This is a genomic window from Streptomyces sp. NPDC001717 (assembly GCF_042892775.1).
Lineage (GTDB): Bacteria > Actinomycetota > Actinomycetes > Streptomycetales > Streptomycetaceae > Streptomyces.
Genome location: NZ_JBIAUK010000028.1, coordinates 19,357 through 42,896, shown reverse-complemented (window position 1 = coordinate 42,896; position 23,540 = coordinate 19,357). Strand labels below are relative to the sequence as shown.

Here is a 23,540-nt window from a genome sequence, read left to right as displayed (position 1 = left end):
AGTACGCCCGTGGCCGTCGCCTCGGTGTGACCGGACAGAAGGGAACCGACATGAACCGTTCGATCCAGAAGGCCGTGCAGTGCGCGATCGTCGCCGCCGCGCTCGCCCTCCACGCTCCTCAGGCCTTGGCCGCGTCCGGCGGCGACGCCGCCGGCGCCGCACAGCACGCCGACTCGTCCTCGGTGGGCGTCTGGCCGCCCCCCGCGGGCTACGTCAAGGAGGAGTCCTTCTACGGCACGGCCGCTGCCTGTGAGTCGACGGGCAGGGCCGGCGTCGCGGAGGGGAAGTGGATCGCGTACGTCTGCTACCAGGCGCTCCCTTTCACCCCCTTCCAGGACCTGTACGTCAAGAGGTAGCAGTGGCACTTCCGTGATGTGGAGACGGGCCGCACGCCCTCCCGTGCGGCCCGTCTCACGCCGTCCCGGCCCGGGCCGGCCTAGCCCCGCCCCGCCGGTGGCAGGCACTCCTCCAGGAACATCAGCACCCGCAGGTGGTACGCGGCCGCCGCGTGGCCGAGGCTGATGTTGTGGCCCGCGGCCGGGAGGTGTTCCAGGGCCACCCTCGGGGACGAGGTGAGGCGGGCGGCCATCGCCGTCAGGACGGCGGGGTCGAGGTCCCACCAGGCCTCGTGTTCGGCGAAGGTCAGGCGGACGGGGATGCGGACGCGGTCGGCCAGGTCCTCGTACTGGCCCGGCCAGCGCAGGGTTTCGGCCGACTCCCGCGGCGGGGTCGGGGACAGGAGGGCGCGGCTGGCCTGGAAGGTGCCGCGCGGGTAGAGGGGCAGCGGGCCCCAGTTGAGTTTGGTGGCGCCGCCTCCGAGGGTGGACGGGAAGTGCAGGGCCTCGGGGTTGTAGCGGTAGCCGACTCCCGAGGCGTCCAGGCCCAGCAGCGGAACGCCGCCGTCCGTGGCCGCCGTGTGGAGCGCGACTTTGCCGCCGTCCGAGTGGCCCAGGAGGAAGACTCCGGCGCCGATGTCGTGGGTGGCCGCGTGTTCCTTGAGGGCCGCGTGGAGGGTCTCCGCCTGGGCGGACAGGCCCTGGCCCTCCGGCAGCAGGTTCGCCGAGTCGCCGTAACCCGGCCGGTCGACCGCCAGGACCGCGTGGCCCAGGCTGGTGGCGAGGGGGATGAAGTGGTTCCAATAGGCCGCCCGCATGCCCCGGCCGTGGATGGCCAGGATCGTCGAACGGGGGGCCGGGTCCGCGGCCGCGCCTTCCGGCAGGGCCAGGATCGCCGACAGCGGGATGCCCGCCGCGTTCAGGGTGTAAGGGCGTACACCGTTCACAAGAGTCGTCATCGGACCGCCAGTTCCTTCCGTGCCGAGGCCATCGCGTCCACCCAGGCCGTCGGGGACCCGGTGCGCAGCAGCGAGGTGCCGACCAGCAGGCCGCCGAAGCCGGCGTCGAGGAGTTCGGCGGCGTTCGCCGGGCCCTCGATGCCGCTGGCGCTGACGGGGCAGGCGGTGCCGATCGCGCGGAGCGCCGGGAGCAGGTCCAGGGAGCGGCCGAGGTCGCCGGCGCCGCGCTCGCGCGTCTTGATGTCCTTGTTGTTGACCGCGATCACGCACTCCTCGGGGTGGTGGACCGCTTCGAGTTCGGATTCCTCGGTGACCTCCACGAAGGGGGTGAGGCCGGTCAGCAGGCATTCCGTGACCAGCGTGCGCATGCTCGACGCGGGCAGCAGGGCCGCCGTCAGCAGCACCGCGGAGGCGCCGAGCTCCTTGGCCGTACGGATCTGGTCCTTCCTCGTGATGAAGTCCTTCTGGAGGAGCGGGAGGTCGGTCAGCGCCGCCACGTCGCGCAGCAGGGCGGGCGAGCCGCCGAACCAGCGGCCCGTCACCACGGAGATGCAGGGCGCGCCCGCGAGTTCGTACGCCCCCACGATCGCGGCCGGGGTTCTGCCGCCGACCAGGTCGTAACCGTGCGCGTCGCGCCGCTTCACCTCCATCACGACTGGGGTGGGGGAAGCCTGGAGGGCCTCGAGAAAAGGGAAGCCGGTCCGGTTCTGCTTCGTCATCGCGAAAGCTCCAGTCGAGGGTCGTCGGTGAGGTGTGGGACGGGGGAGTCGGTGCGCCAGGCGCGGGCGAGGGCGGCGATCTCCGGGACGCCGAAGCGGCCGGTCGTCAGGTCGCGCGCCGCCGTGTCCACGTCGATGCCGCGGAACCCGGGGTGGTGCACGACCTCCTCGTAGGCGGCCCGGTTGGCCGGGGACAGGCCGCCGGCCAACAGGAAGGGCCTGGTCAGCCGGGGCAGCAGGGCGGTGAGGCGGTCCGGGTCGAGGGTGCGTCCGGTGCTGCCGATCCGGCCGTCCCCGGTGGCCGTGTCGAGGAGGAACAGGTCGGTGCCGGCCCGTTCGTACGCTCCGATCAGCGGGCGCTCCACGCAGCCGCCGCGCTCCTCGACGTGCAGCACCTTGACGATGCCGGTCTCGGCGGGCAGTTGCTCGCGCAGGGCCCGTACGACGGCCGGCGGCTGGTAGGCGTGGAGCTGGACCCAGCCGGCCCCGGTGCGCCGGACGAGCCCGGCGATTTCGGCGGGATCGGCCAGGAAGGTCACCAGGACCGGGAGGAGCCCGGCCGAGCGGGCCGCCGCCGCGAGGGCGGCGAACCCGTCCTGGTCCAGTTCCGACGGGCCGCCGGGTACGCCGTGCCAGAGCCCGACGCAGTCGGCCCCGGCGGCCGCCGCCGCCTCGATGTCCTGCGGGACCGTGGCCCCGCAGACCTTCAGCAGCGTCTGGGACAGCGGGCGGGCGGTGGTCACTTGCCCAGTCCCAGCGTGGAGGCGATGCGGTTGTACTGGATCTCGTTGGAGCCGGAGTAGATGGTGCCTCCAACGGCGTTGCGCACTTCCTGCTCGAGGCCGAACTCCGACATGTAGCCGTGGCCGCCGAAGATCTGCACGGCGCTGATGCTGCCGGCCAGGTTGGCCTCGCTGGTGACGAGCTTGGCGATGGCGAGGTCCTGGGTGACGTTCTCGCCGGCCTGCAGCCGCTCGCCCGTGTCGTAGAGCCACTTGCGGGCGGTCTCCAGCTGGATCTTCATGTCGACGATCTTGTTGGCGATCGTCTGGTACGAACCGATCGCCTTTCCGAACGACTTACGCGTCTTCGCGTATTCGACACACCGCTCCAGCCGGTGCTGCATCTCGCCCACGTTGACGATGAAGGAGAAGAGGATCTCCCGCTTCATCACGTAGTCCATGACCATGAACCCGCCGCCGACCCTGCCGAGCACCGCGCTCCTGGGCACCCGTACGTCGTCGAAGAACAGCTCGCTGATCGGCGAGGTCCGCAGACCCATCTTCTTGATGGGCTTGCCGGCGGTGATCCCGGGGGTGTTCCGGTCCACGAGGAACGCCGTCGTTCCCAGCGGCCCGCCGTCCGGGTGGGTCCGGGCGTAGACCACGACCAGGTCGGCGACCGGTCCGTTGCTGACGAAGACCTTGCTGCCGTTGATGACGAAGTCGTCCCCGTCACGGATGGCCCTGGTGCCCATCGCCATGGCGTCGGAGCCGCCCTCGGCCTCGGTGATGGCGTGGGCGCCGATCGCCTCGCCCGAGCAGATCAGGGGCAGGTAGCGCTCCTTCTGCTCGACGGTGCCGAACTTCTGGAGCGGGATTCCGGTCGAGCAGATGGACGTGGTGACCGAGAAGCTGAGGCCCGCGTCGCGGTTGTACTCGCCGAGCCCCTCCAGCACGTACATGGTGGTGAGGATCGACTGCCCGAGGCCTCCGAAGTCCTCGTCGAAGGGCAGTGAGAGGATCCCGGTCTTCTGGACGAGCTTCCACTTGTCCTCCGAGAAGGCGGACTGCTCGTCGAGCTCGATGTGGTCTGCGCTGAGTGCGTCTCCCCACCGCTCCAGGCTGTCGCGCAGCTCGGCCTGGTCGGCGTTCCAACGGATCACGACGACCCCTTTTTTCGATGGATTGGCTTTGTTTCGGTGGCGGTGCTTCGGATGAGTGGCGCTCCGGGTGGGCGCCGGGTGCGCCGGGCGCCTCAGTAGGCGGAGGAGGTGTGGGCGTCGAGGCTGTGGACCTCGTCGCCGCGCAGGGCCGGCGAGAAGACGCAGACCAGGCGCAGGTCCTCGTGCGGGCTGGCGACGAGGTAGTGCGCGTCGTGCTGGTCGAGGGCGTACATCCGGCCCGGGACGATCTCGTGCGAGGTGCCGTCGAGCTCGATGACCTCGCCGGAGCCCGCGATGCAGTAGCAGGCCTCCAGGTGGTTGACGTACTCCAGGCGGGACTTGGTGCCGGCCAGGACGAGGGTGTCGGTGAGCGAGTAGCCCAGGCCGTCGGAGGCGAGGAGGAAGCGGCGGCTGAGGCCGTTGCCCCACTCGACGGTCTTCACGGACTCGATGTCGCGAACGATCATGACGGTCTCCCGGTGTGATGGTGGTGCGCGGATGTTCCGGATGAGGGGTGGAGCCTTTTTCTGTGGAGCCTTCTTCTGGTGGATCGGTACCGGTCAGGCGGTGCGGTGCGGTTCCTGTGGCAGGACCGAGCGGACGAACTCGCGGAAGGCGTCGGTCACGTCGCGGCCGGCCTCCTGCGCCCGTTCCACGGCCGCCACCGCGGCGGAGCCGATGATCGCGGCGTCGGCGCCGGCCGCGCCGACCGCCTCGACGTCCTGCCGTGTGCTGACCCCGAAGCCGACGGCGATCGGGGAGTCGGTGTGCGCCCGGAGTTGGGTGACCGTCCGCGCCAGCGCGGCATGGCCTTCGGCGGGTACGGTCCCGCTGCGTCCGTAGTGGGCGACGAGGTAGAGGTAGGCCGAGGCGTGTGCGGCGGCCAGCGCCTGCGTCCCGGGGTCGCTCTTGGCGTAGCAGGTGGTGACGACGGGGAGGCCCGCCGCCGCGGCGGACTCCAGGTGTTCGGCCCGCAGCTTCGGCGGCAGCCCGTGCACGAGCAGTCCGTCCGCTCCCGATGCGGCGATCTCCCGGGTGGTGGCGGCCAGGTCCCGGTGCTTGAGGGAGTGGCTCCAGTCGGCGAGCAGGGCGATCCGCAGGTGCGACAGGTGCGGCCGTACGTCCGCGATGAAGGCGAGTACGTCGTCCAGTCCGGCCCCGCCCCGGTCCAGGGCCCGGCGCGCCGAGCGCCGGACGACCGGTCCGTCGGTGAACGAGTCGGGGAACGGGACGGCCAGTTCCAGGCAGTCCACGCCCTCCTCGTCGAGCATCAGGACCAGGTCCCGCAAGGCCGGCAGGGGCGGGTCCCCCGCGTTGAGGAACAGAGCCAGTCCGGGCACCCCGCCGGGGGTGCGGCGGGCGAAGAAGGGAGCGGGGGCGGGAGCGGCAGCCGCGGTCGGGGCCGCGAGGGTCCCCGCCGCCGTGAGGCTAGACACTGGCCACCGCCAGGGTGCGCGAAGCCGGAGCCGGTGCCGTGGCCGGAGCCTTGGTCGCGGCCGCGAGGCGCTGCGCCAGGTCGTGGGCGGCGCCGGAGCGGATGGCCTCCTCGGCCAGCGAGACCGCGGAGGGCCAGTCCCGGCGGGCGCCGGCGGCGACCACCAGGGCGGCCGCGCCGAGGCAGACCGTACGGGTGGCCACCCGGCCCGCCGCCCCGGAGAGGACGGAGAGGAAGTGCTCGACGGCCCCGGCCGGGTCGGCGGCCGGTCGCAGGTCGCCGAAGGAGCCGTCGCCGGGGGTGAGTTCGCCCGGCCGGATGATCCGGGTCGGGGAGCGGTCCCCGTGGATGGTGTTGGTGGCGAAGGGGAGCAGTTCGTCCGCGCCGGTGTCGTTGGTGGTGAGCCAGATGCGGCGGGTCGTGGTGGTCGCGGCGAGCTCCCGCAGGGTGTCGATCGGTGCGGCGGCCGAGACCCCGGTGACCTGGGCGGTCACCGGCAGGTCGGCGAGGAAGGGGCCCAGGGCGTTCAGGAACCGGCCGAAGGGCTTCATGCTGGTCGGGGCCACGGTCCTGGCCAGCCGGGTCAGCTGCGCCGGGTAGACGAACGGCCCGGCGAAGGCGATCCCGAAGGCGGCGAGGGTGTCCTCGGTCTGGGCGTACGAGGAGGTGAGACGGACTCCGAGCCGTTCCAGCAGGTCGACGGAGCCGAGCGAGCTGGTGTAGGCCCGGGAGCCGGTTTTGACGACCTTGACCCCTGCGGCCGCGGCGACGAACGCCGAGGCGGTGGAGATGTTGAAGGTCTTGGGCCCGCCGCCGGTACCGACGACGTTCACGGTGCCCTCCCAGGGGGTGGTCACCGTGGCCGCCGGCCGGCGCTCGGCGAGCGAGTCCAGCAGGTGGCGCAGCGTCTGGTGGTCGGGGAGCCGGCTGGTCAGGGAGGCCAGCAGGGCGAGGACCTCGGCCTTGTCGAGGCCTCCCGCGCCCAGCTGGTCCCACCAGGACCGCCAGGTCTCGCGGTCGACCGGAGCCTTCTGCTCCAGCAGACCGGTGAGTGCGTCGTGCACGGTCGTCTCCGTCTCGTCTACGTCGTGGCCCTCGGGTCGCGTGGGTGGTTGGCCTAGGCGGCGGCCGTGCTGCGGGCCTGGCTGATGAAGGTGTCGATCGCCTCGACGCTGCGGAAGTTGTTGGGGTCCAGGTCCTCGTCGCCGATGGCGAGCTCGAAGCGGTCCTCGACCCAGGCGATCAGCTTGAGGACGCCCAGGCTGTCGATGACCCCGTCGTTCAGGAGGTCGTGCTCGACGGCCAGCTCGGAGGCCGGGGTGCCCGGGAGGAACTCGGTGATGACGAAGTTCTTGATGGTGTCGACGTTGCTCATGGCTGCATTCCTTAGACGAGAGGTGAGGCGACGGGTGTGGTGGTGAGGCTCAGCTGGTCGAGCCGGTCGAGCGCCTTGCGGTCGACCTTTCCGGTGGCCGTCTTCGGCAACGGCACGTCGGTGAGGGTGAGTTGGTGGGGCACGGCGGCCCTGGGCAGGTGCCGGGCGCAGTGCGTACGCAGCTGCAGGCCGGTCAGGGTGGATCCGGGGGCCCGCTGGACTCCGGCGACGAGCCGCTTGCCGGCGATCGGGTCGGGCAGGGCGGCGACGCCCGCCTCCAGGACCTCGGGGTGTTCCTGGAGGACCCGTTCGATCTCGGCGGTGTTGACGGCGACCCCGCGCACCTTGACCTGGAAGTCGGTGCGGCCGGTCAGGTGCAGGGTGCCGGCGGCGTCGCGTCGTACGAGGTCGCCGGTGCGGAACCAGCGGCGGTCGTCGAGGCCGAGCGGGTGGCCGGTGAACTTGTCGGCGTGCCGGGTCCGGTCGAGGTAGCCGCGGGTCTGGAAGGGCGTGGAGACGAACAGCTCTCCGCTGCCGGGCCCTTCGACGGGGGCGAGGGTGTCGGGGTCGAGGACGAGGGTGTGCACGCCCGGCAGCGGGCGGCCGATGGGGACGGGCGGGAAGGAGGTGGCCGACGTGTCGACCTCGTGGATGAAGCTGTCGTTGGTCTCGGTGCAGCCGTAGATGTTGTGGATCCGGGCCTTGGGGAAGAGGGCGGGCAGGGCGGCGAAGGTGCGGTCGGGGATGGCGTCCCCGGTGAACATCACGTGCTCGACGCCGGGGAAGGTGTCGCCGGTCTTGGCGGCGGCGTCCTGGAGGAGCCCGAAGGCCATCGGTACGGCCTGCACGACGTGCACTTCGTGGCGCCGGACCAGGTCGCTGAGGTGGCGGCCGTGGGCGGCCAGCGCCGGGTCGACGAGGACCACGCGTCCGCCGCGGGCCAGGGTGGTCCACACGTCGAGGAGGCAGAGGTCGAAGTTGAGGGGGGCGTAGTTGAGGACGGTCCGGTCGGGGCCGATCCCGAAGGCGTTGCCCGCCCACCGGGTGAAGCGGTCCACGGCGTCCAGGGTGATCGGGACGATCTTCGGGAGGCTGGTGGAGCCGGAGGTGGTGAGCATGAAGGCCGTGTCGGCGGCCTCGTCGGCCGGCAGGGGCTGTGCGGCGACGTCCGGGTTGGGTGCGACCCGGGCGGTCTCGCCGCCGGGGGCGAGGACGTGGGCGCAGCCGGCCTGGGCGAAGAGATCGGCGAGCAGGGTGTCGGCGAGGGCGGGGGACGGGAGCAGCAGCGGCCGGCGGGAGAGCAGGCATCCGAGTACGAGGGCCACGGTGGCGGGGGACTTGTCGGCGAGGACGCCGACCGGCACTCCGGGGGCGAGTGCGAGCCGGGCGAGCCGGTCCCGCTCCTGCCCCGCCAGCTCGTACAGCTCGCGGTAGGTGGTCTCCTCGCCGTTGAAGACGAGGGCGGTGGCGTGCGGCCGGTCGCGGACCTGGGTCAGGAAGCCGCCCAGGAGGCCGAGTTCGACGGCGGGAGTGGTGGGGATGGTGGCTGTGGTCGGGATCCCGGTCACGGCGCCTCACCCGCCTCCGGCGCGGCCGGCCGGTCGAACTCGATCCAGCCGCTCTTGACGGCGGCGCCCTTGGGCGTCTTGCAGGTGAAGCGGACGACGCGGGCCTCGGCGTCGGGCTGGAGGGTGATCTCCAGCGGGATGCCGGGTGGCACGGGGGCCGAGAAGCGGCAGCCGAGGCCGCGCACCTTGGCGGAGTCGCCGTCCGCGAAGCGGTCGACCGCCTCCTCCACGGCGAGGGCGACGACGCTCATGCCGTGGGCGATGACGGTGTCGAAGCCGGCCCCGCGGGCCGCCTCCTCGTCGAGGTGGATGGGGTTCAGGTCGCCGGAGGCGTGGGCGTACGTGCTGATCCAGTCGGTGGTCAGCTCGTGCACCGCGGTCTGCGGCTCGCCCGCCCCGAGCGGGGTGGGGGCGGCGGGGCCGCCGGCGATGTCGCCGAAGGGCTCCAGCAGGGTGGCGCCGACCAGCAGGGCGGAGATGACGAGTTCCGCGAAGGGCTCCGGGCCGTCCTCGCCGATGAGGCGGACCCGCAGCGCGATCCGGGCGCCGCGCGGCTCCTTGCGTATGCCGAGCACGTCCAGGCGTACGGTCACCTCCTCGCCGGGCCGGACCGGGCGCTGGGTGCGGATGTCCTGGCCGAGGTGGACCACGGACACCGGGCCCGGCTCGGCCTCGGTCAACGCGGCGACGGTCTGCTCGGCCACCGTGTGGGCGAGGACGAAGGTGTGGACGGGCGAGGCCTGGCCGGGGCGGGCGGTGGTCAGCCCGCGCCGGGCGGCGCCGCGGTAGTCGGTGATCTGGGGCTCGGTGACGGTGAGCGTGCGGACCGGGGAGGGAAGCGACAGGAGCGTCATACCGGCGTCACCACCACGGAGGAGTTGTGGCCGCCGAACCCGAAGGAGTTCGTGATCGCGGGTCCCGAGGGCACGGCGCGGGGTGCGCCGTGCACGACGTCGATGTCCATTCCTGGCTCCAGCTGTTCGTGGTTGGCGGTGGGCGGCACCTCGCAGTGCCGCATGGCCTGCACGGTGGCGATGAGTTCGACGGCCCCGGCGGCGCCGATGAGGTGGCCGATGACCGACTTCGGTGCGGTGACGGGCGGCTGGGAGGTGCCGAACACCTTCCGCAGCGCTGCCGCCTCGGTCCGGTCGTTGTGCGGGGTCGAGGTGCCGTGCGCGTTGACGTGCACGATGTCGGAGGGGTCGAGGCCGGCGTCGGCGATGGCGTCGGCCATGGCGGCCGCGGCTTGCGCGCCGTCGGGGAGCGGCATCGCGAGGTGGTGGGCGTCGGCCGTGGCCGCGTACCCGGCGACCAGGCCGTACGTCTTCGCGCCGCGGGCCCGCGCGTCGTCCAGCCGTTCCAGTACGACGAACCCTGCGCCCTCCCCCATCACGAAGCCGTCGCGGTCCTTGTCGAAGGGGCGCGAGGCGTGCTCCGGGTCGTCGTTGCGGAAGGAGACCGCGTTGAGGTTCCCGAAGCCGGCCAGCGTGACCGGGGTGAGCGTGTGCTCGGCGCCGCCGGCGATGACGAGGTCGGCGCGGCCCGTCTGCAGGAGCATCAGGGCGTGTCCGATGGCGTCGGCGCCGCTGGCGCAGGTGTTGGCGACGGTGAGGGCGGGGCCGGTCCAGCCGAGCCGGATGGCGATGTGCGCGGCGGCCGCGTTGGGCATCGTCATCAGCGGCATCAGCGGGTTGACCCTGGCCGGGCCGCCTTCGGTGAAGTGGGCGGACTCCAGGTCGCTGGTGGCGCGCCCGCCGACGGCGTTGCCGACGACGATGGCGGTGCGGCCGGCTTCGGCGGTGGGCGATCCGGCGTCGAGGTGGGCGGCGAGGGCCGCGGCCGTTCCGTAGTGGGCGAAGGGGTCCATCCGGCGGGCTTCCTTGGCCGGGACGAGCCCGGCGAGGCCGTCGAGGCCGCGGACGCGGCAGCCGATCTTCACCCGGTGGCGGCTGAGGTCGAAGTGGGTGAGCTCGGCGGCGGTGGACCGGCCGGCCCGCAGCGTCTGCCACAGCTCGTCCGGGGTGCACCCGCCGGGGGTGACCACGCCCATGCCGGTGATGGCTACGGGCGGCCGCGCCGAACTGCCCCTGGACGGTCCAGGCATGTCTGCTCCCTAAAGCGTGTGAACGGTTGCCGTGAGGGCGGTCGTCGTGAGGGCGGTCAGATGATCCGGCACTCGCGCGCCGACTTGATGAAGGCCTCGGCCGCGAACTCGAGGTCCGCCTTGGTGTGGGCGGCGGTGATGGCGATGCGCAGCCGGGCCAGGTCGTTGGGGACGGCCGGGGTGACCACGGGGAGGCCGATGACGCCGTTCTTGCGGGCGACGGTGGCGAGGTCGTAGGCGGCGTCGTCGGAGCCGGCGATGACGGGGACGACGGCGGTCTCGCTGTCGACGGTGCTGATCCCGGCCTCGTTGAGGGTGTCGCGGAAGCGCTGGGATTCCTTCTGGATGAACTCGACGCGCTCCGGCTCGCGCTGCAGGATCCGCAGGGACTCCAGGGCCGCGCCGGTCTGGGCGCCGCCGAGGGCCGCGGAGAAGAGGAAGGGGCGGGCCGCGTAGCGCAGGTGGTGGATGAACTCGGCGGAGCCGGCGACCCAGCCGCCCATGGAGGGGATGGCCTTGGAGAGGGTGCCGAGCTTGACGTCGACCTTCACCTCGTGGTTGAAGTGCTCCTCGATGCCCTTGCCGGTGGCGCCGATGACGCCGAGCGCGTGGGCCTCGTCGACCATCAGCAGCGCGTTGTGGGCGTCGCAGACCTTGCGCAGGTCGACCAGGGGGGCGATGTCGCCGTCCATGGAGTAGACGCTGTCGACGATGACGAGGCGGACGCCGGTGTCGGGGGCGGTGGCGAGGCGGCGCTCCAGGTGGGCGACGTCGTTGTGGCGGAAGCGGACGACCTTGGCGCCGGAGAGCTTGCAGCCGTCGACGATGCTCGCGTGGTCGTACTTGTCGATGAAGACGGTGTCGCCGGGGCCGACGATCGCGCCCACGGTGCCGGTGTTCGCGGCGTAGCCGGAGCCGAAGACCAGCGCCTTCTCGCGGCCGGCCACCTTGGCGACCTCCGCCTCCAGCTCCTCGTGCAGGGGAGTCGTCCCGGCCAGGGCGCGGACGCCGTGGTTCCCGGTGCCGTAGAGGTCGACGGCGGCCTTGGCGGCCGCGACGACGCGCTCGTCGCCGGCGAGGCCGAGGTAGGAGTAACCGGACATCATCAGCAGCCGGCGGCCGTCCTGGTCGGCGTACGCGGAGTCCCGCTCGGCCGTGTAGGCGACGAAGCTGTTCTTCCGGTTGGGCTCGTATTCCAGCTGCGCGACGCGGTCGCGGAAATACGCCAGCTTCGGCTCCAAGCGCTTCCAGGCAGCGGATGAGTTCACGTTCTTCTCCTCGTCGTGATCGTCCGGCTGACCCGGAACTCCATCGTTGCTCCGCCGTTTTTCCGGCTCGGCTCTAGTGGAATTCCATTAAGGCTCGGGGGGCGCAAGAGCGACGCAAGAGCGGTCCGCCGCTATTCTCTGAATCGCACGACCTTGGGGGACTCGGCCGGATGACGACCGTTTCGGAGAGTGCATAGTGCTGATCAGACTCGTAGGCCTTGTCACGATCGAGCCGGACGGAGCACCGCCACAACACCTGTCGAGCGCCCAGGCCCAGGTGGCCTTCGCACGACTGCTCATGGAGCGCGCCGGGGGTACGGACCGTGACCAACTGGCCGAAACCATCTGGCCCGAGGGCCTGCCGGACACCTGGGCTTCCGCGCTGCGCAGCCTCGTGAGCCGGGTACGCACGTTCGTCACGACGCCCGGTGACCAGCCGGGGGTCACTCCCCTCATCGCGCAGGGCGGCCGTTACATCCTGCGACTGCCGCAGGACGCGGCCGTGGACGTGGAGTGCGCGGAGATAGCCGTGACGGAGGCCGCGGAGGCGTACGCGACGGGGGCCTACGCGGTCTCCCGGCAGCTCGCGGCCGGCGCGGTGTCGAACCTGCGCGGCTCGTTCCTGCCCTCCCACGAGGGCGAATGGGTCGACGCGATGCGCGAGCAGCTCGAGGAACTGCGCCTGAAGGCGCTGGAGATCGCGAGCCTGTCCTCCTCGGCGCTGGGCGACGAGCACCACTCGCTGCGCTACGCGGAGGAGGCGGTGCGCCGGGCCCCGTTCCGGGAGAGCGCCTACCGCTGCCGGATGACGGCCCACTCCCGGGCCGGCAACCGCGCGGAGGCGCTGCGCAGCTACCAGCAGCTGCGCGAGGTACTGGCCGAGGAGCTCGGCATCGATCCGGCCCCGGAGACGGAGGCGGCCTACCTGGAGTTGCTGCGCACTCCGGAGCCCAGGCCGGCCCCGCGCTCGTGCACCTGCCTGGACCCGGTGCTGATGGGGGTCTTCGAGGTGGACCACCGGGCGCCCGGCACCCGTTCACGGGCCACCGGCTGCGTCACGCACCGGGTGGCCTCCTCCCCCGCCGCCTGACGTACGACGAAGGCCGCCGCCGCGGGAGGTTCCCGCGGCGGCGGCCTTCGTCATGCGCCCATACGCCGATACGCCGATACGCCGATGCACCGGCACGCCCGCCCCACCCCTCCCAGGGCCTGTCGGGAACGAACGGCGGCTCCGGCCTCCCCGGGGGGTGGGAGGCCGGAGCCGAGGGGGACGACCTCGGGGGTCAGGTGATGGACACCCCGCTGTCGATGCTGATGACCTGGCCGGTCATGCAGTCCTGGTCCAGGAAGAGCCCGACGCTGCGCGCGACCTCCTCGACCGTGACGAACCGCGGGATGGGGGCCTTGTCCTCCATGCCCTCGATCACCCGGTCCGGAAGGGTGTTCGTCATGCCCGTGATCATGAAGCCGGGCGAGAGCGCGTTGACCGTCACTCCACGCCGGCCACACTCGGACGCGAGGGTCCGCGTGAAGCCGATCAGACCGGCCTTGGACGCCGAGTACGCCGTCTGTCCGGCCGTCGCGATGATGCCGGACGGGGACACGATGTTGATGACGCGGCCCCACCGCTGCCGCAGCATGTACGGCACCGAGACGCGGGCGGTGTGGAAGGAGCCGATCAGGTTGGTCTGGATGACCTGCGCCCAGTCCGCCGGGTTCTGCATGGCCATCAGGCTGTCCTTGCGGATGGCCCCGTTGTTGACGAGGACGTCCACCGGCCCGAGTTCGTCGGAGATCTGCTGGTAGAGGGCCTGGGTGGCCTCCCACGAACCGACGTCACCGGTGACGAGCACCGACGGGTTGGTCAGCTTCTCGGCGACCGCCTCGGCTCCCTCCCGGGAGCTGTTGTAGTGGACCGCGACCCGACACCCCAGCGCGTCCAGCTCCAGCGCCAGGGCTTGGCCGAGGCCGCCCGAGGCGCCGGTCACGAGCGCGACCGGGGAGTCCGGCCGCACACCCGCACTGTTCTTGCTCATGCCGCGACACCGCCCCATTCCATCAGGATCGAACCCCATGTCATGCCGGCTCCGAAGCCGGCCAGCAGGACCTTGTCGCCGGCCTTGATCCGGCCCTCCTCCAGGGCTTCGGTCAGCGCGATCGGGATCGACGCCGAGGCCGTGTTGCCGTACTTCTGGAGGTTGGTGATCAGGGCCTCCTGGCGGAGCCCGGTGTGCGACAGGATCGAGTTGATGATCCGGATGTTCGCCTGGTGCGGTACGACGTGGTCGATGTCGGCCGCGTCCACCTTGGCGTTCTCCAGCGTCTCGCGCACCGTGCGGACGGTGTAGCGGACGGCGTTGAGGTAGATCTCGTTGCCGTTGATCTGCGCGTAGTGGAGGCCCGCGTCCAGCGTCTCCTGCGTGGTGGGCATCCGGCTGCCGCCGGCGAGCACCTTCAGGGAGCCGGTGCAGGAGCCGTCCGCGCCCAGGTTCCAGGCCTTGACCCGGTTCTCGGAGCCCGGCTGCAGGACGATCGCGCCCGCGCCGTCGCCGACGAGGATGGACAGGTCCCGGTCGGCCGGGTTGGCCGTCAGGGTGTGGGTGTCGGAGCCGATCAGCAGGATCGGACGGGGGTCGATGGCGATCAGCGCCATCGCGGACACCAGCCCGTAGACGAAGCCGGCGCACTCGGAGTTGACGTCGTGCGCGCTTCCCGCGATGCCGAGCTCGTGGTGGACGAACGCGGAGGTCGCGGGGGACGGCTGCTCGGGCGTGGCGGTCGCGACGATGAGGTGGGCGATGTCGGCGCCGGTCAGGCCGGCCTTTTCCAGGGCACGCCGGCCGGCCTCGACGGCCAGGGAGGCGGTGGTCTGACCCGGGTCGACCGCCCGCCGCTCGCGGATGCCGCAGCGGCTGGTGATCCAGTGCTCGTCCACGCCGAAACGTTCGGCGAGTTCGGCACTGGTGACGATGCGTTCGGGTACGGACATGCCCCACCCGGTGATGTCGAAGCCGGTCACGTCACCCCTCGCTACGCCTGAGCCGGGACGAGCTCGACGATCTTCGCGTACACGTCACGCAGCGTGGTCGTGTCGTCGAGGTCGGCGAAGAGGGACTCGTCGGCCGGGATGTGCGGGTACTGGTTCTGGAATCCGTACAGCCACTCCATCAGGTCCAGCGAGTCGACGTCCGCGATGTGCTGGAGCGGGGCGTCGGGGCTGACCTCCGCGGCACCCGAAACGGCCTCGAGCTGGCTCGCCAGTTCTTCGATGGTGGGCAGCGACATGGGGTCGGTCCTCTCTCGGCAATGCAACTCGGCAGTGCGTGTCTGGTTTTCGAGAGCGATAAAAGCTCCGCCCCCGCAAGGAAGGCGCAACACCGGACGGTGGCGTGAAACCGGCCCGTCTTGCGCACGCCTTGCGGGGCATCCGGTTTTCTCTGACGCGAATTCGGAAATACGGCCCGCCGGACACGCAGGAAAGAGGATCAGGATGACAACGGTCGCCCCCAAGTCGGTGGACCCCGAGGTCGATGCGATCAGGCACCACTACGAGGTCAGCAACGATTTCTACCGGCTCCTGCTGGGCCCCACGATGATGTACTCCGGCGGCTACTGGGAGGACGGCGAGGACCTCGTCGCCACCCTGGACGAGGCCCAGGAGCGCAAGCTCGACAAGTTCGCCGAGCTCGCGGGCGTCAAGGCCGGCTCCACCAAGCGCGTCCTGGACGTCGGCTGCGGCTGGGGCACCATGCTCAACCGCCTCACCACCGTGCACGGCGCGGAGCAGGCCGTCGGCCTGACCCTGTCCCGCACCCAGGAAGCGTTCATCGACGGGCTGAACAACCCGAAGATCACCACGCTGGTCCAGAGCTGGGCGGACTACAAGGTCGCCGACGACAGCGAGAAGTACGACGCGGCGTTCTGCATCAACGCGCTGGAGCACTTCGTCTCCTCGAACCTGCCGCCGAAGGAGCGCACCAAGCGCTACCGCTACTTCTTCCAGCAGATCGCGAACGCCCTGAACCCGGGCGCGAAGTTCGTGCTGCACACCATGACCGCCGAGGCGCTGCCGATGAACCGCGCGCTCCTCGACGACCTGAAGTTCCTGCAGCGCTCCGAGTTCGAGGGCTGCCACATCCCGCACCTGCACGAGCTGAGCTCCGCCGCCGAGGGTCTCTTCGAGATCGACGAGATCGTCAACGAGCGCGAGTCCTTCGCGATGGCCTGCCGCGCCTGGCTGGTCCTCCTGGCCGAGCGCCGGGACGAGGCCGTGGCCCTGGAGGGCGAAGAGGTCGTCTCCCGCTTCGAGCGCTACCTCGACATCTTCGCGTACACGCTCGAGGACAAGTTCTTCAACAACTTCCGCGTCACCATCACGCGCCGTTAAGGAGGCCGACGTGGCGAGCATTCTCAACCCGGCCAAGGACGGCGGTGCGCTGACGGGCACCGCGGCGGCTCCCGGCGGCGGCGGCCCGACCCGGCACCTGCGGGTCGCGGTCATCGGCACCGGCTTCTCGGGCCTGGGCACCGCCATCCGACTGCTGCAGTCGGGCATCGACGACTTCCTGGTGTTCGAGCGGGCCGACGAGGTCGGCGGCACCTGGCGCGACAACAGCTATCCGGGTTGTGCGTGCGACGTCATGTCCCACCTCTACTCGTTCTCGTTCGCCCGGAACCCGAACTGGAAGTCGACGTTCGCCTCCCGCGACGAGCTGTACGCGTACCTGCGCGATACGGCCGACCGCTTCGGCGTGCGCCCGCACATCCGGTTCGGGCACGAACTGGAGGCCGCCCGCTGGGACGAGGGCGAGCGGCACTGGAAGATCACGACCTCGCAGGGCGAGTACACCGCGCAGTTCCTGGTGACCGGCACCGGCTACCTCAGCGAGGCGGCCGTGCCGAACATCAAGGGCCTGTCGGAGTTCGAGGGCAAGGTCTTCCACTCCTCGAACTGGGACCACGACCACAAGCTGGCCGGCCGCCGCGTCGCCGTCATCGGTACGGGCGCCTCGGCGATCCAGTTCGTCCCCGCGATCCAGCCCGAGGTCGGGCACCTGGACCTCTACCAGCGCACCCCCGCCTGGATCGGCCCCAAGCCTGACAAGCCCAACACCCCGCGGCACACCGCGATGCTGCGCTCGGTCCCCGGCTACCAGCAGTTCCGGCGCGGCTTCAACATGTGGGGCCGGGAGATCCTCGCGTTCTTCTGGAAGCGCCCCAAGCTCGCCGAGAAGGTCCAGAAGATGGCGAGCGACCACCTGGAGAAGTCGGTGAAGGACGAGGCGCTGCGCAAGCGCCTGACGCCGGACTACCTGGTGGCCTGCAAGCGGCTGCTGTTCTCGAACACCTGGTACCCGGCGATCCAGCAGCCGAACGTGGAGATCGTCACCGACGGCATCGCGGAGGTCCGCGCCAAGTCCATCGTCGGTACGGACGGCGTCGAGCGTGAGGTCGACACCATCATCCTGGGCACCGGTTTCCAGGCCACCGACCGCCCGGTCGCGCGCCGCATCTGGGGCAAGGGCGGCGTACAGCTGCGCGAGACCTGGAAGGACGGCATGTCCGCGCACCGCGGCACCACCGTCGCCGGCTTCCCCAACCTCTTCATGCTGCTGGGCCCGAACACGGCCCTGGGCCACTCCTCGCAGACCGTGATGATCGAGGCGCAGGTCCAGTACATCGTGGACGCCCTCCAGCAGGTCGAGAAGCGGGGCCTGGCCAGCATCGAGGTCCGGCAGGAGGCGCAGGACGCCTACAACCGGAAGCTCGACCAGCACCTCGAGGGCACGGTCTGGATGTCCGGCGGCTGCAAGAGCTGGTACCTGGACGCCAACGGCCGCAACACCTCGATCTTCCCGACGTACACCTGGCGCTTCCGCCGCGGCACCAAGCGCCTGGACCTGAGCGAGTACCAGCTCGCCTCCCAGGTGCGCAGCACCAAGCCGGTACCTCACCAGTAGGAGACGTACGCAGATGAGCAGCACCCAGAGAAACGCCGCGGGCACCGCCGCCGAGCCGTCCCGTCGCCGGGTCCTCGGCGGGATCGCCACCACGGCCGTGGCGATCGTCGGCTGGAACACCGTCTCCCAGACCTGGGCGACGGCCGCCGAGGCCGGCAGCTCCGACGTCGTCCCGGTGCCGGGCCTGGTCGGCACACTGGAGACGACGCCGGCCCGGGTCGAGGCCTTCGCCAACGACTTCGGCCACCTCTTCGACGGGGCGCCGAGCAAGCCGTGGGCCGTCCTGCGGCCCGGCAACGTGGACGACATCGTCAAGATCGTCAACTACGCCCGCACCAACGGCATCAAGGTCGCCGTCAACGGTCAGGGCGGCACCGGCAACGACATCGAGTCGCACTCGGTGTACGGGCAGGCGCGCGTCCCGGGCGGCATCTCCATCGACGCCAAGGGCATGTCCAACATCCTGTCGATCGGCAGCGACCACGCGATCGTCGAGGCCGGCGTGACCTGGGGTCAGCTGACCGACGCCACCCTGAAGGTGGGCAAGACCCCGCCGGCGCTCCCCGACTACCTGTACATCTCCGTCGGCGGCACCATCAGCATCGGCGGCATCGGCGGCACCGTGCAGCGCTACGGCCTGCTGTGCGACACCGTGCAGTCCATCGACATCATCACGGGCGACGGCAAGCTGGTCACGGCCACCGCGACGGTGCGTCCCGAGCTGTTCAACGCGGCCCTGTCGGGCGGCGGCCAGGTCGGCATCATCGTCCGGGTCAAGGTCAAGCTGATCCCGGCGCCGAAGCGCTCCGTCATCTTCAGCCTGTTCTACGCGAACGTCGAGACGTACCTCGCGGACTCGGAGAAGGTGCTGGCCGACGGCCGGTTCCAGGTCCACGCGGGCGAGATGCTGCAGAAGCCGGACGGGTCGGGCTGGCGCTACAAGCTGGAGGTCGGCGCCACCTACAACACCACCCCGCCCAACCGCGAGACGCTGCTGTGCGGCCTGCAGGACGTCCGGGCGGACGCGATCATCGAGGACGTGTCGTTCCGGGACTACATGTTCCGGCTCGACGGCTACGAGGCGGTGCTGAAGGAGGGCGGCCACTGGTACACGCCCAAGCCGTGGCTCAGCATGTTCCTGCCGGCGTCGAAGACCAAGCAGTTCATGAAGCTGGTCGAGCAGGAGCTGGACGCGAACTCCCTCGGCGGCGGGTTCCTGCTCTTCTACCCGTTCTTCACCTCGAAGATCAAGCGGCCGCTGGCGATGATGCCCAACGAGTCCGTGGTCTACCTCTTCGACCTGCTGCGCTTCCCCAACCCGGGCGAGCCCAACATCCAGGGAATGATCGACCAGAACCGCCGCCTGTACGACATCGCGGTGGGCCTGGGCGCCAAGCGCTACCTGGTGGGCTCCATCCCGATGTCGGGCGCCGACTGGCAGAAGCACTTCGGCAACCGCTGGACCGGCTTCGTGAACGCCAAGAAGAAGTTCGACCCCAACAACATCTTCACGCCCGGCCAGGGTTTCTTCGCCTGACAGCAGGAACCTGACCGGTCGTGGAGCACCGGCGGCGGGGGCGGGGAGATCCATCCCGCCCCCGCCACTTCCTTTTCCGGACGTTTCCCGTACCCCCTGGAGGCTTCGACATGACGACGTACGACCTGATCGACGAGGCGGTGATCGACGCTCCGGCGGACGCCGTCTGGGACGCGCTCCTCTCGGAGTTCCGCGGCGGGGAGAAGTGGTGGGTCCCGGCCAACACCTTCAAGACCATCTCCGGCGCCCCCGACGAGGTCGGCGGCCTGGTGGGCGTCACCGTGCACACCAAGGGCTCCGACAAGGGCGGGCTGAAGCTGCGCTTCACCTCGCGCACCGTGGCCGTGGAGCCGGGCCGCCGGCTGGACATCGAGTACGTGGACGGCGTCTTCCGGGGTCCCAGCAGCTTCCGCCTCGAACCCCTCGCGGACGGCCGCACCCGGATCTCCATGCACTTCGTCGGATCCCCGCACGGCTGGCTGAAGGTCCTCTCCAAGGTCGCGGACCTGGGCGCGGAGCACTCCAAGGGCACCCTGGCGGCCTTCGAGTCGCTGGACCGTCAGCTCTCGGCGGTCCCGCGGTGACCACGGCTCCCGACCTCACCCACGAACTGACGGTCCGCACGGACGACGGCGCCGACCTCGCGGTCACCGTCCTCGCCCCGCTGTCGGGCACGACCCCGGCCGGCGACGTGGTCCTCGTCCACGGCTGGGCGCACGCCCGCCGGGCCTGGGGCACGGTCGCCGACCGGCTGATCCGGGCCGGCCACCGGGTGGTGCTCTACGACCAGCGCGGCCACGGCGCCTCCACCGAGGGCCGCACCCCGGTGTCGGTGGAACGCCTCGGCTCCGACCTGGCCGCGGTGCTCGCCGAGACCGGCGCGCGCGAAGCGGTGGTCGTCGGCCACTCGGGCGGCGGCTTCGCGGCCCTCTCGTACGCGACCACCTCGCCGTCGGCGGGCCGGCTGCGCGGCCTGGTGCTGCTGGGCACGGCGGCGCACGGCCAGGACACCCCCGACAGCGAAGTGAAGATGATGGGCAACCCCCTCTTCACCAAGGCGCTGCGCCGCCCGTGGCTCGGCCGCAAGCTGCTCGGCTCCACCATGGGCAAGAAGGTCGACCCCATCCTCCTCGACGTCAACCGCCAGATGTTCGCGGCGACCCTCCCCCGGGTCCGGGCGGACTTCTTCCGCTGCACCCGCGGCTGGGACCTGCGCGGGGCCCTCGCCTCGGTCACCATCCCGGCGGTCGTCCTGCACGGCGAGGGCGACAAGGTCATCGACATCGACCTGGCCGAGATCCTCGCGAACGCCCTCCCCAACGCCCGCTTCGAGAAGATCTCCGACACCGGCCACATGCTCCCCCTGGAACGCCCCCTCCTCGCCGTCTCCGCGGTGGCCGAACTCGCCTCGCGATGATCGAGGAACTCCTGCCCCCGGGCGTCACGTCATCGGAAGCCTTCGACGACGCGGCGCCCGCTCCTCTGTTCCCGGCCGAGGCGGCCCTGATGGAGGGCCGCCGGGCGCGCCGCCGCCGCCAGTTCGCGACGGCCCGCGCCTGCGCCCGCCGCTGCCTCGCCCAGCTGGGCCGCCGCCCGGTCCCCCTCCTCCCGGGGCCGGGCGGCGCCCCCCAGTGGCCGTCGGGCGTGGTCGGCAGCATCACCCACTGCGACGGCTACCGGGGCGCGGTGGCGGCCCGCTCGTCCACCCTCTCGGCCCTGGGCATCGACGCGGAACCGGCCGGCCCGCTCCCCAAGGGCGTCCTGAACCTGATCACCTCCGAGGAGGAACGCGCCCGCCTCGGCGACCTCACCGCGGCCGATCCCTCCCTGCCCTGGGACCGGATCCTCTTCTCCGCGAAGGAGGCCGCGTACAAGGCCTGGTACCCGGCCACGGGCATCTGGCTGGGCTTCCGCGACGCCACCCTGCTGCTCTCCCCCGACGGCACCTTCACGACCACCCTGCGCCCACCGGTCCCGCCGCCCGTGGACCCGGTGTACGAGGGCCGCTGGCTGGCCGGGCCGGACCTCGTCCTGACGGCCGTGGCCCGCTCAGCCGGCCGGTAGCACCACCGTGCGCGGCGGCTGCGCCGCCTCCGGCGCGGCGGCCGGGCCGGCGCCCGTACGGAACTCCTGGGGGCTGACCCCCCGCACGCGCTTGAAGGCCGTCGAAAGGGCGAAGGCCGAGCCGTAGCCCACGCGCCGGGCCACCGTCGCGACCGTGGCGTCCGGTTCGCGCAGCAGGTCGGAGGCGAGCGCGAGGCGCCATCCGGTCAGGTAGGCCACCGGTGCCTCGCCGACGACCTCGGTGAACCGGCGGGCCAGCGAGGCCCGTGAGACCCCCACCTTCAGGGCGAGTTCGGCGACCGTCCAGCCGTGCGCCGGGTTCTCGTGCAGCAGCCGCAGCGCGGGGCCGACCACCGGGTCGCTCTGGGCGCGGTACCAGGCGGGGGCGCCGCTGCCGGGCGCCGCCAGCCAGGTCCGCAGGACCCCGATGAGCAGCAGGTCCAAGAGCCGGTCCAGGACGATCTCCTGGCCCGGTTCGTCCTTGGAGATCTCCGAGGTCAGCAGGGTGACCAGGGTGTTGTCGGCGGCCTCGGCCGGCCGCACGAGGATGGTCGGCAGCGCGTTCAGCAGCCGCCGGCCGATCTCGCTCGGCGCCTGGTAGGTGCCGCTGAGCATCACCGCGGAGCCGGCGTCCTGGAAGCCGGCGCCCCAGGTGCGTACGCCGAGGGCCATGGTCTCGGTGACGTCCTCGCCGTCCTCCGTGCTGCACCGCTGCTCCGGGCCGACGGTGATCTGCACCGGCGTGTCCGGGGCGTCGGCGACCGTGTAGCACTCGGGGCCCCGTACGACGGCCACGTCACCGGGCCGGATCCGCACCGGTTCCCCGTGGTCGGGGAGCAGCCACGCGTCACCGTGCACCATCGTCACTACGGACAGCGGGGCCCGGTCCTCGACGCGCAGCGACCAGGGCGGGTTGAAGACGGACTTGAGGAGGAAGGCCCCCCGGGCCTTGGGCCCTTCCAGCAGGCCGGTCAGCGTGTCCATGCGTACGTCCTCTCCGGACTCTCCGGACTCTCCGGACTGTCCGAACTCTGCAAACCGTCCGCGGGCACCCCGAAGCGCCCGCTCTGCCGCGGGGGACGGAGAGAGAGCGGGCGCCGTTCACGGGGGTGGAACCGGTGGTGCACCGGGCTGCCTACGCAGCCGATCCGCGGCCGTGCAGGGTCAGTACGCGGCCCAGCGCGGCGAGGGCCGCCGTACAGGCCACCGTGCGCACGACGTTGCCGGAGGTCCAGCGGCCGCCGAAGCGGGTGCGGGCGGCCGAGACGTCCGCTCCGGCCCGCGCGAGCTGGTTGTTGAGGGGGATGTTCACGATCGCCGTCACGAGCAGCGACAGCCCGTACAGCGCGAAGGCCACCCAGCCCCAGCGTGCCGCGTCGGGCCGGCCGCCGCGCTGCTGCTGCGTGGCCGCGACCCCGGTCGCCAGGAAGGCGCCCAGGAACAGCAGGCCGAACAGGCCGTTGTCGATGGCCTCGTTCATGTTCCGCATCGCGGTCACGTAGGTGTGGTCGTCGCCGCGGCCGAGGCCCGGCATCACCGAGATGTCGAAGGCGAAGTAGAGGCCGGCCATGAGGCCGGTGCCCACCGTCGCCGCCACCAGGGTCACGGATTGCGTCGTCGTGCTGGTCACTTCAGGATTCCCTTCAGCGTGCGCTCGTACCGCCTCTTCAACAGCGTCGCACCGATCAGCCGGACGGGCGGCGGAATCGTCTCGGAGACGTAGGCGACGGAGCGGCTGCCCGCACCGTCGAACATCCAGGGCTGGAGGTACGTCATCACGCGCATGGGGGCGCTGGAGATCAGCTTGCGTTCCTCGGCCAGGTAGGCGCGTTCGCCGAGCCGGTCGAAGACGGGGAAGACGATCCGCTCCTCGTCGCGCAGGTGGTCGCGCAGCACGCCCTCGAAGGTCGCCGCGGCCCGGACGAGGTCCTCGCCGCGGCGGTCGATCGCCGTCGACACGGCCGCCATGGCCGCGTCCAGTTCCTCGTGGTCCTCGTGCAGTTCGCGTGCCTGCGCGTCGAAGTCGGCGTCCCGGCGGCGCAGTCCCGGCCACAGGACGTCGTCCTCGCTGATGTGGTGCCATTCGACGACCTCGCGGAACCTCTGCCACCACTCGGCTCCCGAACCCTTCCACGCGGGTGCGGCGGCGCGCAGCCGTGCCGCGTCGCGACGCATCGCGATGTGCATCAGGGCGAAGCCGTGGAAGTGCGGGGGGAGTGAATCCAGTCCGTGTTCGCTGGAGAACGACTTGGGAGTGGGCACAGGAGCCTCCTGCCGGTCGGTCGTACGCATGACGCGGTTGCCTTCCCCGAATGCCCTGCGTGCCGGGCG

Annotated in this window: 26 protein-coding genes; 8 read left to right on the top strand and 18 right to left on the bottom strand. The window is 71.4% G+C overall.

Annotated features, from left to right (window positions below; translation table 11 throughout):
- Positions 1–50: 50 nt before the first annotated feature.
- Entirely contained in the window at positions 51–356 is a 306-nt protein-coding gene (locus ACFYZL_RS31770) for a hypothetical protein (RefSeq protein ID WP_384748636.1), read from the top strand.
- A gap of 80 nt (positions 357–436) precedes the next feature.
- Here ACFYZL_RS31770 and ACFYZL_RS31765 read toward each other — a convergent pair whose 3' ends face one another.
- From ACFYZL_RS31765 to ACFYZL_RS31710, 12 genes are all read right to left on the bottom strand, one after another.
- Positions 437–1,294 carry an alpha/beta hydrolase gene (locus tag ACFYZL_RS31765; protein WP_384748633.1) on the bottom strand — a complete coding sequence of 286 codons (858 nt, stop codon included), beginning with the start codon at positions 1,292–1,294 and terminating at the stop codon, positions 437–439.
- Positions 1,291–2,013: an indole-3-glycerol-phosphate synthase gene (locus ACFYZL_RS31760; protein WP_384748630.1), complete on the bottom strand. Its 723-nt coding sequence runs from the start codon at positions 2,011–2,013 to the stop codon at positions 1,291–1,293. The genes ACFYZL_RS31765 and ACFYZL_RS31760 overlap by 4 nt, the downstream gene beginning before the upstream one ends.
- Positions 2,010–2,756 carry an N-(5'-phosphoribosyl)anthranilate isomerase gene (locus ACFYZL_RS31755; protein ID WP_384748629.1) on the bottom strand — a complete coding sequence of 249 codons (747 nt, stop codon included), beginning with the start codon at positions 2,754–2,756 and terminating at the stop codon, positions 2,010–2,012. The genes ACFYZL_RS31760 and ACFYZL_RS31755 overlap by 4 nt, the downstream gene beginning before the upstream one ends.
- Positions 2,753–3,898: an acyl-CoA dehydrogenase family protein gene (locus ACFYZL_RS31750; RefSeq protein WP_384578521.1), complete on the bottom strand. Its 1,146-nt coding sequence runs from the start codon at positions 3,896–3,898 to the stop codon at positions 2,753–2,755. Before ACFYZL_RS31750 ends, ACFYZL_RS31755 begins: the two co-directional genes overlap by 4 nt.
- Positions 3,899–3,990: 92 nt before the next feature.
- Entirely contained in the window at positions 3,991–4,365 is a 375-nt protein-coding gene (locus ACFYZL_RS31745; RefSeq protein WP_376656247.1) for an ectoine synthase, read from the bottom strand.
- 93 nt (positions 4,366–4,458) lie between these two features.
- Positions 4,459–5,334 (bottom strand): tryptophan synthase subunit alpha, encoded by an 876-nt coding sequence (gene trpA, locus ACFYZL_RS31740; protein ID WP_388683761.1) that lies wholly within the window; start codon positions 5,332–5,334, stop codon positions 4,459–4,461.
- On the bottom strand, positions 5,327–6,397 hold the full coding sequence (locus tag ACFYZL_RS31735; RefSeq protein ID WP_384748622.1) for a hypothetical protein: 1,071 nt from the start codon (positions 6,395–6,397) through the stop codon (positions 5,327–5,329). Before ACFYZL_RS31735 ends, trpA begins: the two co-directional genes overlap by 8 nt.
- Before the next feature lie 53 nt (positions 6,398–6,450).
- Positions 6,451–6,708: a phosphopantetheine-binding protein gene (locus ACFYZL_RS31730; protein ID WP_376656250.1), complete on the bottom strand. Its 258-nt coding sequence runs from the start codon at positions 6,706–6,708 to the stop codon at positions 6,451–6,453.
- Between the two features lie 11 nt (positions 6,709–6,719).
- On the bottom strand, positions 6,720–8,276 hold the full coding sequence (locus ACFYZL_RS31725) for an AMP-binding protein (RefSeq protein ID WP_384748619.1): 1,557 nt from the start codon (positions 8,274–8,276) through the stop codon (positions 6,720–6,722).
- The gene (locus ACFYZL_RS31720) at positions 8,273–9,130 is read right to left on the bottom strand and encodes a MaoC/PaaZ C-terminal domain-containing protein (protein ID WP_384748616.1); all 858 of its coding nucleotides are present in this window, start codon (positions 9,128–9,130) and stop codon (positions 8,273–8,275) included. Before ACFYZL_RS31720 ends, ACFYZL_RS31725 begins: the two co-directional genes overlap by 4 nt.
- The gene (locus ACFYZL_RS31715) at positions 9,127–10,380 is read right to left on the bottom strand and encodes a beta-ketoacyl-[acyl-carrier-protein] synthase family protein (RefSeq protein ID WP_384748613.1); all 1,254 of its coding nucleotides are present in this window, start codon (positions 10,378–10,380) and stop codon (positions 9,127–9,129) included. The genes ACFYZL_RS31720 and ACFYZL_RS31715 overlap by 4 nt, the downstream gene beginning before the upstream one ends.
- A 56-nt stretch (positions 10,381–10,436) precedes the next feature.
- Positions 10,437–11,648: an aminotransferase class I/II-fold pyridoxal phosphate-dependent enzyme gene (locus tag ACFYZL_RS31710; protein ID WP_384748610.1), complete on the bottom strand. Its 1,212-nt coding sequence runs from the start codon at positions 11,646–11,648 to the stop codon at positions 10,437–10,439.
- Positions 11,649–11,844: 196 nt separating this feature from the next.
- Between ACFYZL_RS31710 and ACFYZL_RS31705 the strand changes: the two genes are divergently transcribed.
- A complete protein-coding gene (locus ACFYZL_RS31705; RefSeq protein ID WP_384748607.1) occupies positions 11,845–12,738 on the top strand; it encodes a BTAD domain-containing putative transcriptional regulator in 894 nt (297 codons plus the stop codon).
- A 193-nt stretch (positions 12,739–12,931) separates the two neighbouring features.
- On the opposite strand, the gene ACFYZL_RS31700 is transcribed toward ACFYZL_RS31705, so the two are convergent.
- Genes ACFYZL_RS31700 through ACFYZL_RS31690 form a run of 3 tightly spaced genes read right to left on the bottom strand, consistent with a single transcriptional unit; the run spans position 12,932 to position 14,933 of the window.
- On the bottom strand, positions 12,932–13,684 hold the full coding sequence (locus ACFYZL_RS31700) for an SDR family NAD(P)-dependent oxidoreductase (RefSeq protein ID WP_384749972.1): 753 nt from the start codon (positions 13,682–13,684) through the stop codon (positions 12,932–12,934).
- Positions 13,681–14,667 carry a 3-oxoacyl-ACP synthase III family protein gene (locus ACFYZL_RS31695; protein WP_384749973.1) on the bottom strand — a complete coding sequence of 329 codons (987 nt, stop codon included), beginning with the start codon at positions 14,665–14,667 and terminating at the stop codon, positions 13,681–13,683. Before ACFYZL_RS31695 ends, ACFYZL_RS31700 begins: the two co-directional genes overlap by 4 nt.
- An 11-nt stretch (positions 14,668–14,678) precedes the next feature.
- Positions 14,679–14,933, bottom strand: a complete 255-nt coding sequence (locus ACFYZL_RS31690) for a hypothetical protein (RefSeq protein WP_219665194.1) — start codon at positions 14,931–14,933, stop codon at positions 14,679–14,681.
- A 205-nt stretch (positions 14,934–15,138) separates the two neighbouring features.
- On the opposite strand from ACFYZL_RS31690, the gene ACFYZL_RS31685 reads away from it, so the two are divergent.
- The 6 genes from ACFYZL_RS31685 to ACFYZL_RS31660 all read left to right on the top strand — a co-directional run bounded on the left by ACFYZL_RS31685 (position 15,139) and on the right by ACFYZL_RS31660 (position 21,209).
- Entirely contained in the window at positions 15,139–16,035 is an 897-nt protein-coding gene (locus ACFYZL_RS31685) for a class I SAM-dependent methyltransferase (RefSeq protein ID WP_384589387.1), read from the top strand.
- 19 nt (positions 16,036–16,054) lie between these two features.
- Positions 16,055–17,608 carry a flavin-containing monooxygenase gene (locus tag ACFYZL_RS31680; RefSeq protein WP_388683844.1) on the top strand — a complete coding sequence of 518 codons (1,554 nt, stop codon included), beginning with the start codon at positions 16,055–16,057 and terminating at the stop codon, positions 17,606–17,608.
- A 13-nt stretch (positions 17,609–17,621) separates the two neighbouring features.
- The gene (locus ACFYZL_RS31675; protein WP_384749978.1) at positions 17,622–19,145 is read left to right on the top strand and encodes an FAD-binding protein; all 1,524 of its coding nucleotides are present in this window, start codon (positions 17,622–17,624) and stop codon (positions 19,143–19,145) included.
- 110 nt (positions 19,146–19,255) lie between these two features.
- Positions 19,256–19,729 carry an SRPBCC family protein gene (locus tag ACFYZL_RS31670; RefSeq protein ID WP_384749981.1) on the top strand — a complete coding sequence of 158 codons (474 nt, stop codon included), beginning with the start codon at positions 19,256–19,258 and terminating at the stop codon, positions 19,727–19,729.
- On the top strand, positions 19,726–20,562 hold the full coding sequence (locus ACFYZL_RS31665) for an alpha/beta fold hydrolase (RefSeq protein ID WP_388683751.1): 837 nt from the start codon (positions 19,726–19,728) through the stop codon (positions 20,560–20,562). The genes ACFYZL_RS31670 and ACFYZL_RS31665 overlap by 4 nt, the downstream gene beginning before the upstream one ends.
- The gene (locus ACFYZL_RS31660) at positions 20,559–21,209 is read left to right on the top strand and encodes a 4'-phosphopantetheinyl transferase (protein WP_384749986.1); all 651 of its coding nucleotides are present in this window, start codon (positions 20,559–20,561) and stop codon (positions 21,207–21,209) included. Before ACFYZL_RS31665 ends, ACFYZL_RS31660 begins: the two co-directional genes overlap by 4 nt.
- Here ACFYZL_RS31660 and ACFYZL_RS31655 read toward each other — a convergent pair.
- From ACFYZL_RS31655 to ACFYZL_RS31645, 3 genes are all read right to left on the bottom strand, one after another.
- Positions 21,195–22,193 carry an AraC family transcriptional regulator gene (locus ACFYZL_RS31655; RefSeq protein ID WP_384749989.1) on the bottom strand — a complete coding sequence of 333 codons (999 nt, stop codon included), beginning with the start codon at positions 22,191–22,193 and terminating at the stop codon, positions 21,195–21,197. The genes ACFYZL_RS31660 and ACFYZL_RS31655 overlap by 15 nt on opposite strands.
- A gap of 151 nt (positions 22,194–22,344) precedes the next feature.
- Entirely contained in the window at positions 22,345–22,839 is a 495-nt protein-coding gene (locus tag ACFYZL_RS31650; protein WP_384749992.1) for a DUF1772 domain-containing protein, read from the bottom strand.
- Positions 22,836–23,471 carry a hemerythrin domain-containing protein gene (locus tag ACFYZL_RS31645; protein WP_388683746.1) on the bottom strand — a complete coding sequence of 212 codons (636 nt, stop codon included), beginning with the start codon at positions 23,469–23,471 and terminating at the stop codon, positions 22,836–22,838. Before ACFYZL_RS31645 ends, ACFYZL_RS31650 begins: the two co-directional genes overlap by 4 nt.
- Between the last annotated feature and the right edge of the window lie 69 nt (positions 23,472–23,540).

What these genes read in the sequence shown, in the direction of transcription:
- ACFYZL_RS31745 (WP_376656247.1), bottom strand. Translation starts at nt 4,365, where the DNA reads ATGATCGTTCGCGACATCGAGTCCGTGAAGACCGTCGAGTGGGGCAAC.
- ACFYZL_RS31690 (WP_219665194.1), bottom strand. Translation starts at nt 14,933, where the DNA reads ATGTCGCTGCCCACCATCGAAGAACTGGCGAGCCAGCTCGAGGCCGTT.
- ACFYZL_RS31685 (WP_384589387.1), top strand. Translation starts at nt 15,139, where the DNA reads ATGACAACGGTCGCCCCCAAGTCGGTGGACCCCGAGGTCGATGCGATC.
- ACFYZL_RS31660 (WP_384749986.1), top strand. Translation starts at nt 20,559, where the DNA reads ATGATCGAGGAACTCCTGCCCCCGGGCGTCACGTCATCGGAAGCCTTC.
- ACFYZL_RS31765 (WP_384748633.1), bottom strand. Translation starts at nt 1,294, where the DNA reads ATGACGACTCTTGTGAACGGTGTACGCCCTTACACCCTGAACGCGGCG.
- ACFYZL_RS31670 (WP_384749981.1), top strand. Translation starts at nt 19,256, where the DNA reads ATGACGACGTACGACCTGATCGACGAGGCGGTGATCGACGCTCCGGCG.
- ACFYZL_RS31770 (WP_384748636.1), top strand. Translation starts at nt 51, where the DNA reads ATGAACCGTTCGATCCAGAAGGCCGTGCAGTGCGCGATCGTCGCCGCC.
- ACFYZL_RS31715 (WP_384748613.1), bottom strand. Translation starts at nt 10,380, where the DNA reads ATGCCTGGACCGTCCAGGGGCAGTTCGGCGCGGCCGCCCGTAGCCATC.
- ACFYZL_RS31675 (WP_384749978.1), top strand. Translation starts at nt 17,622, where the DNA reads ATGAGCAGCACCCAGAGAAACGCCGCGGGCACCGCCGCCGAGCCGTCC.
- ACFYZL_RS31700 (WP_384749972.1), bottom strand. Translation starts at nt 13,684, where the DNA reads ATGAGCAAGAACAGTGCGGGTGTGCGGCCGGACTCCCCGGTCGCGCTC.
- ACFYZL_RS31655 (WP_384749989.1), bottom strand. Translation starts at nt 22,193, where the DNA reads ATGGACACGCTGACCGGCCTGCTGGAAGGGCCCAAGGCCCGGGGGGCC.
- ACFYZL_RS31720 (WP_384748616.1), bottom strand. Translation starts at nt 9,130, where the DNA reads ATGACGCTCCTGTCGCTTCCCTCCCCGGTCCGCACGCTCACCGTCACC.
- ACFYZL_RS31760 (WP_384748630.1), bottom strand. Translation starts at nt 2,013, where the DNA reads ATGACGAAGCAGAACCGGACCGGCTTCCCTTTTCTCGAGGCCCTCCAG.
- ACFYZL_RS31730 (WP_376656250.1), bottom strand. Translation starts at nt 6,708, where the DNA reads ATGAGCAACGTCGACACCATCAAGAACTTCGTCATCACCGAGTTCCTC.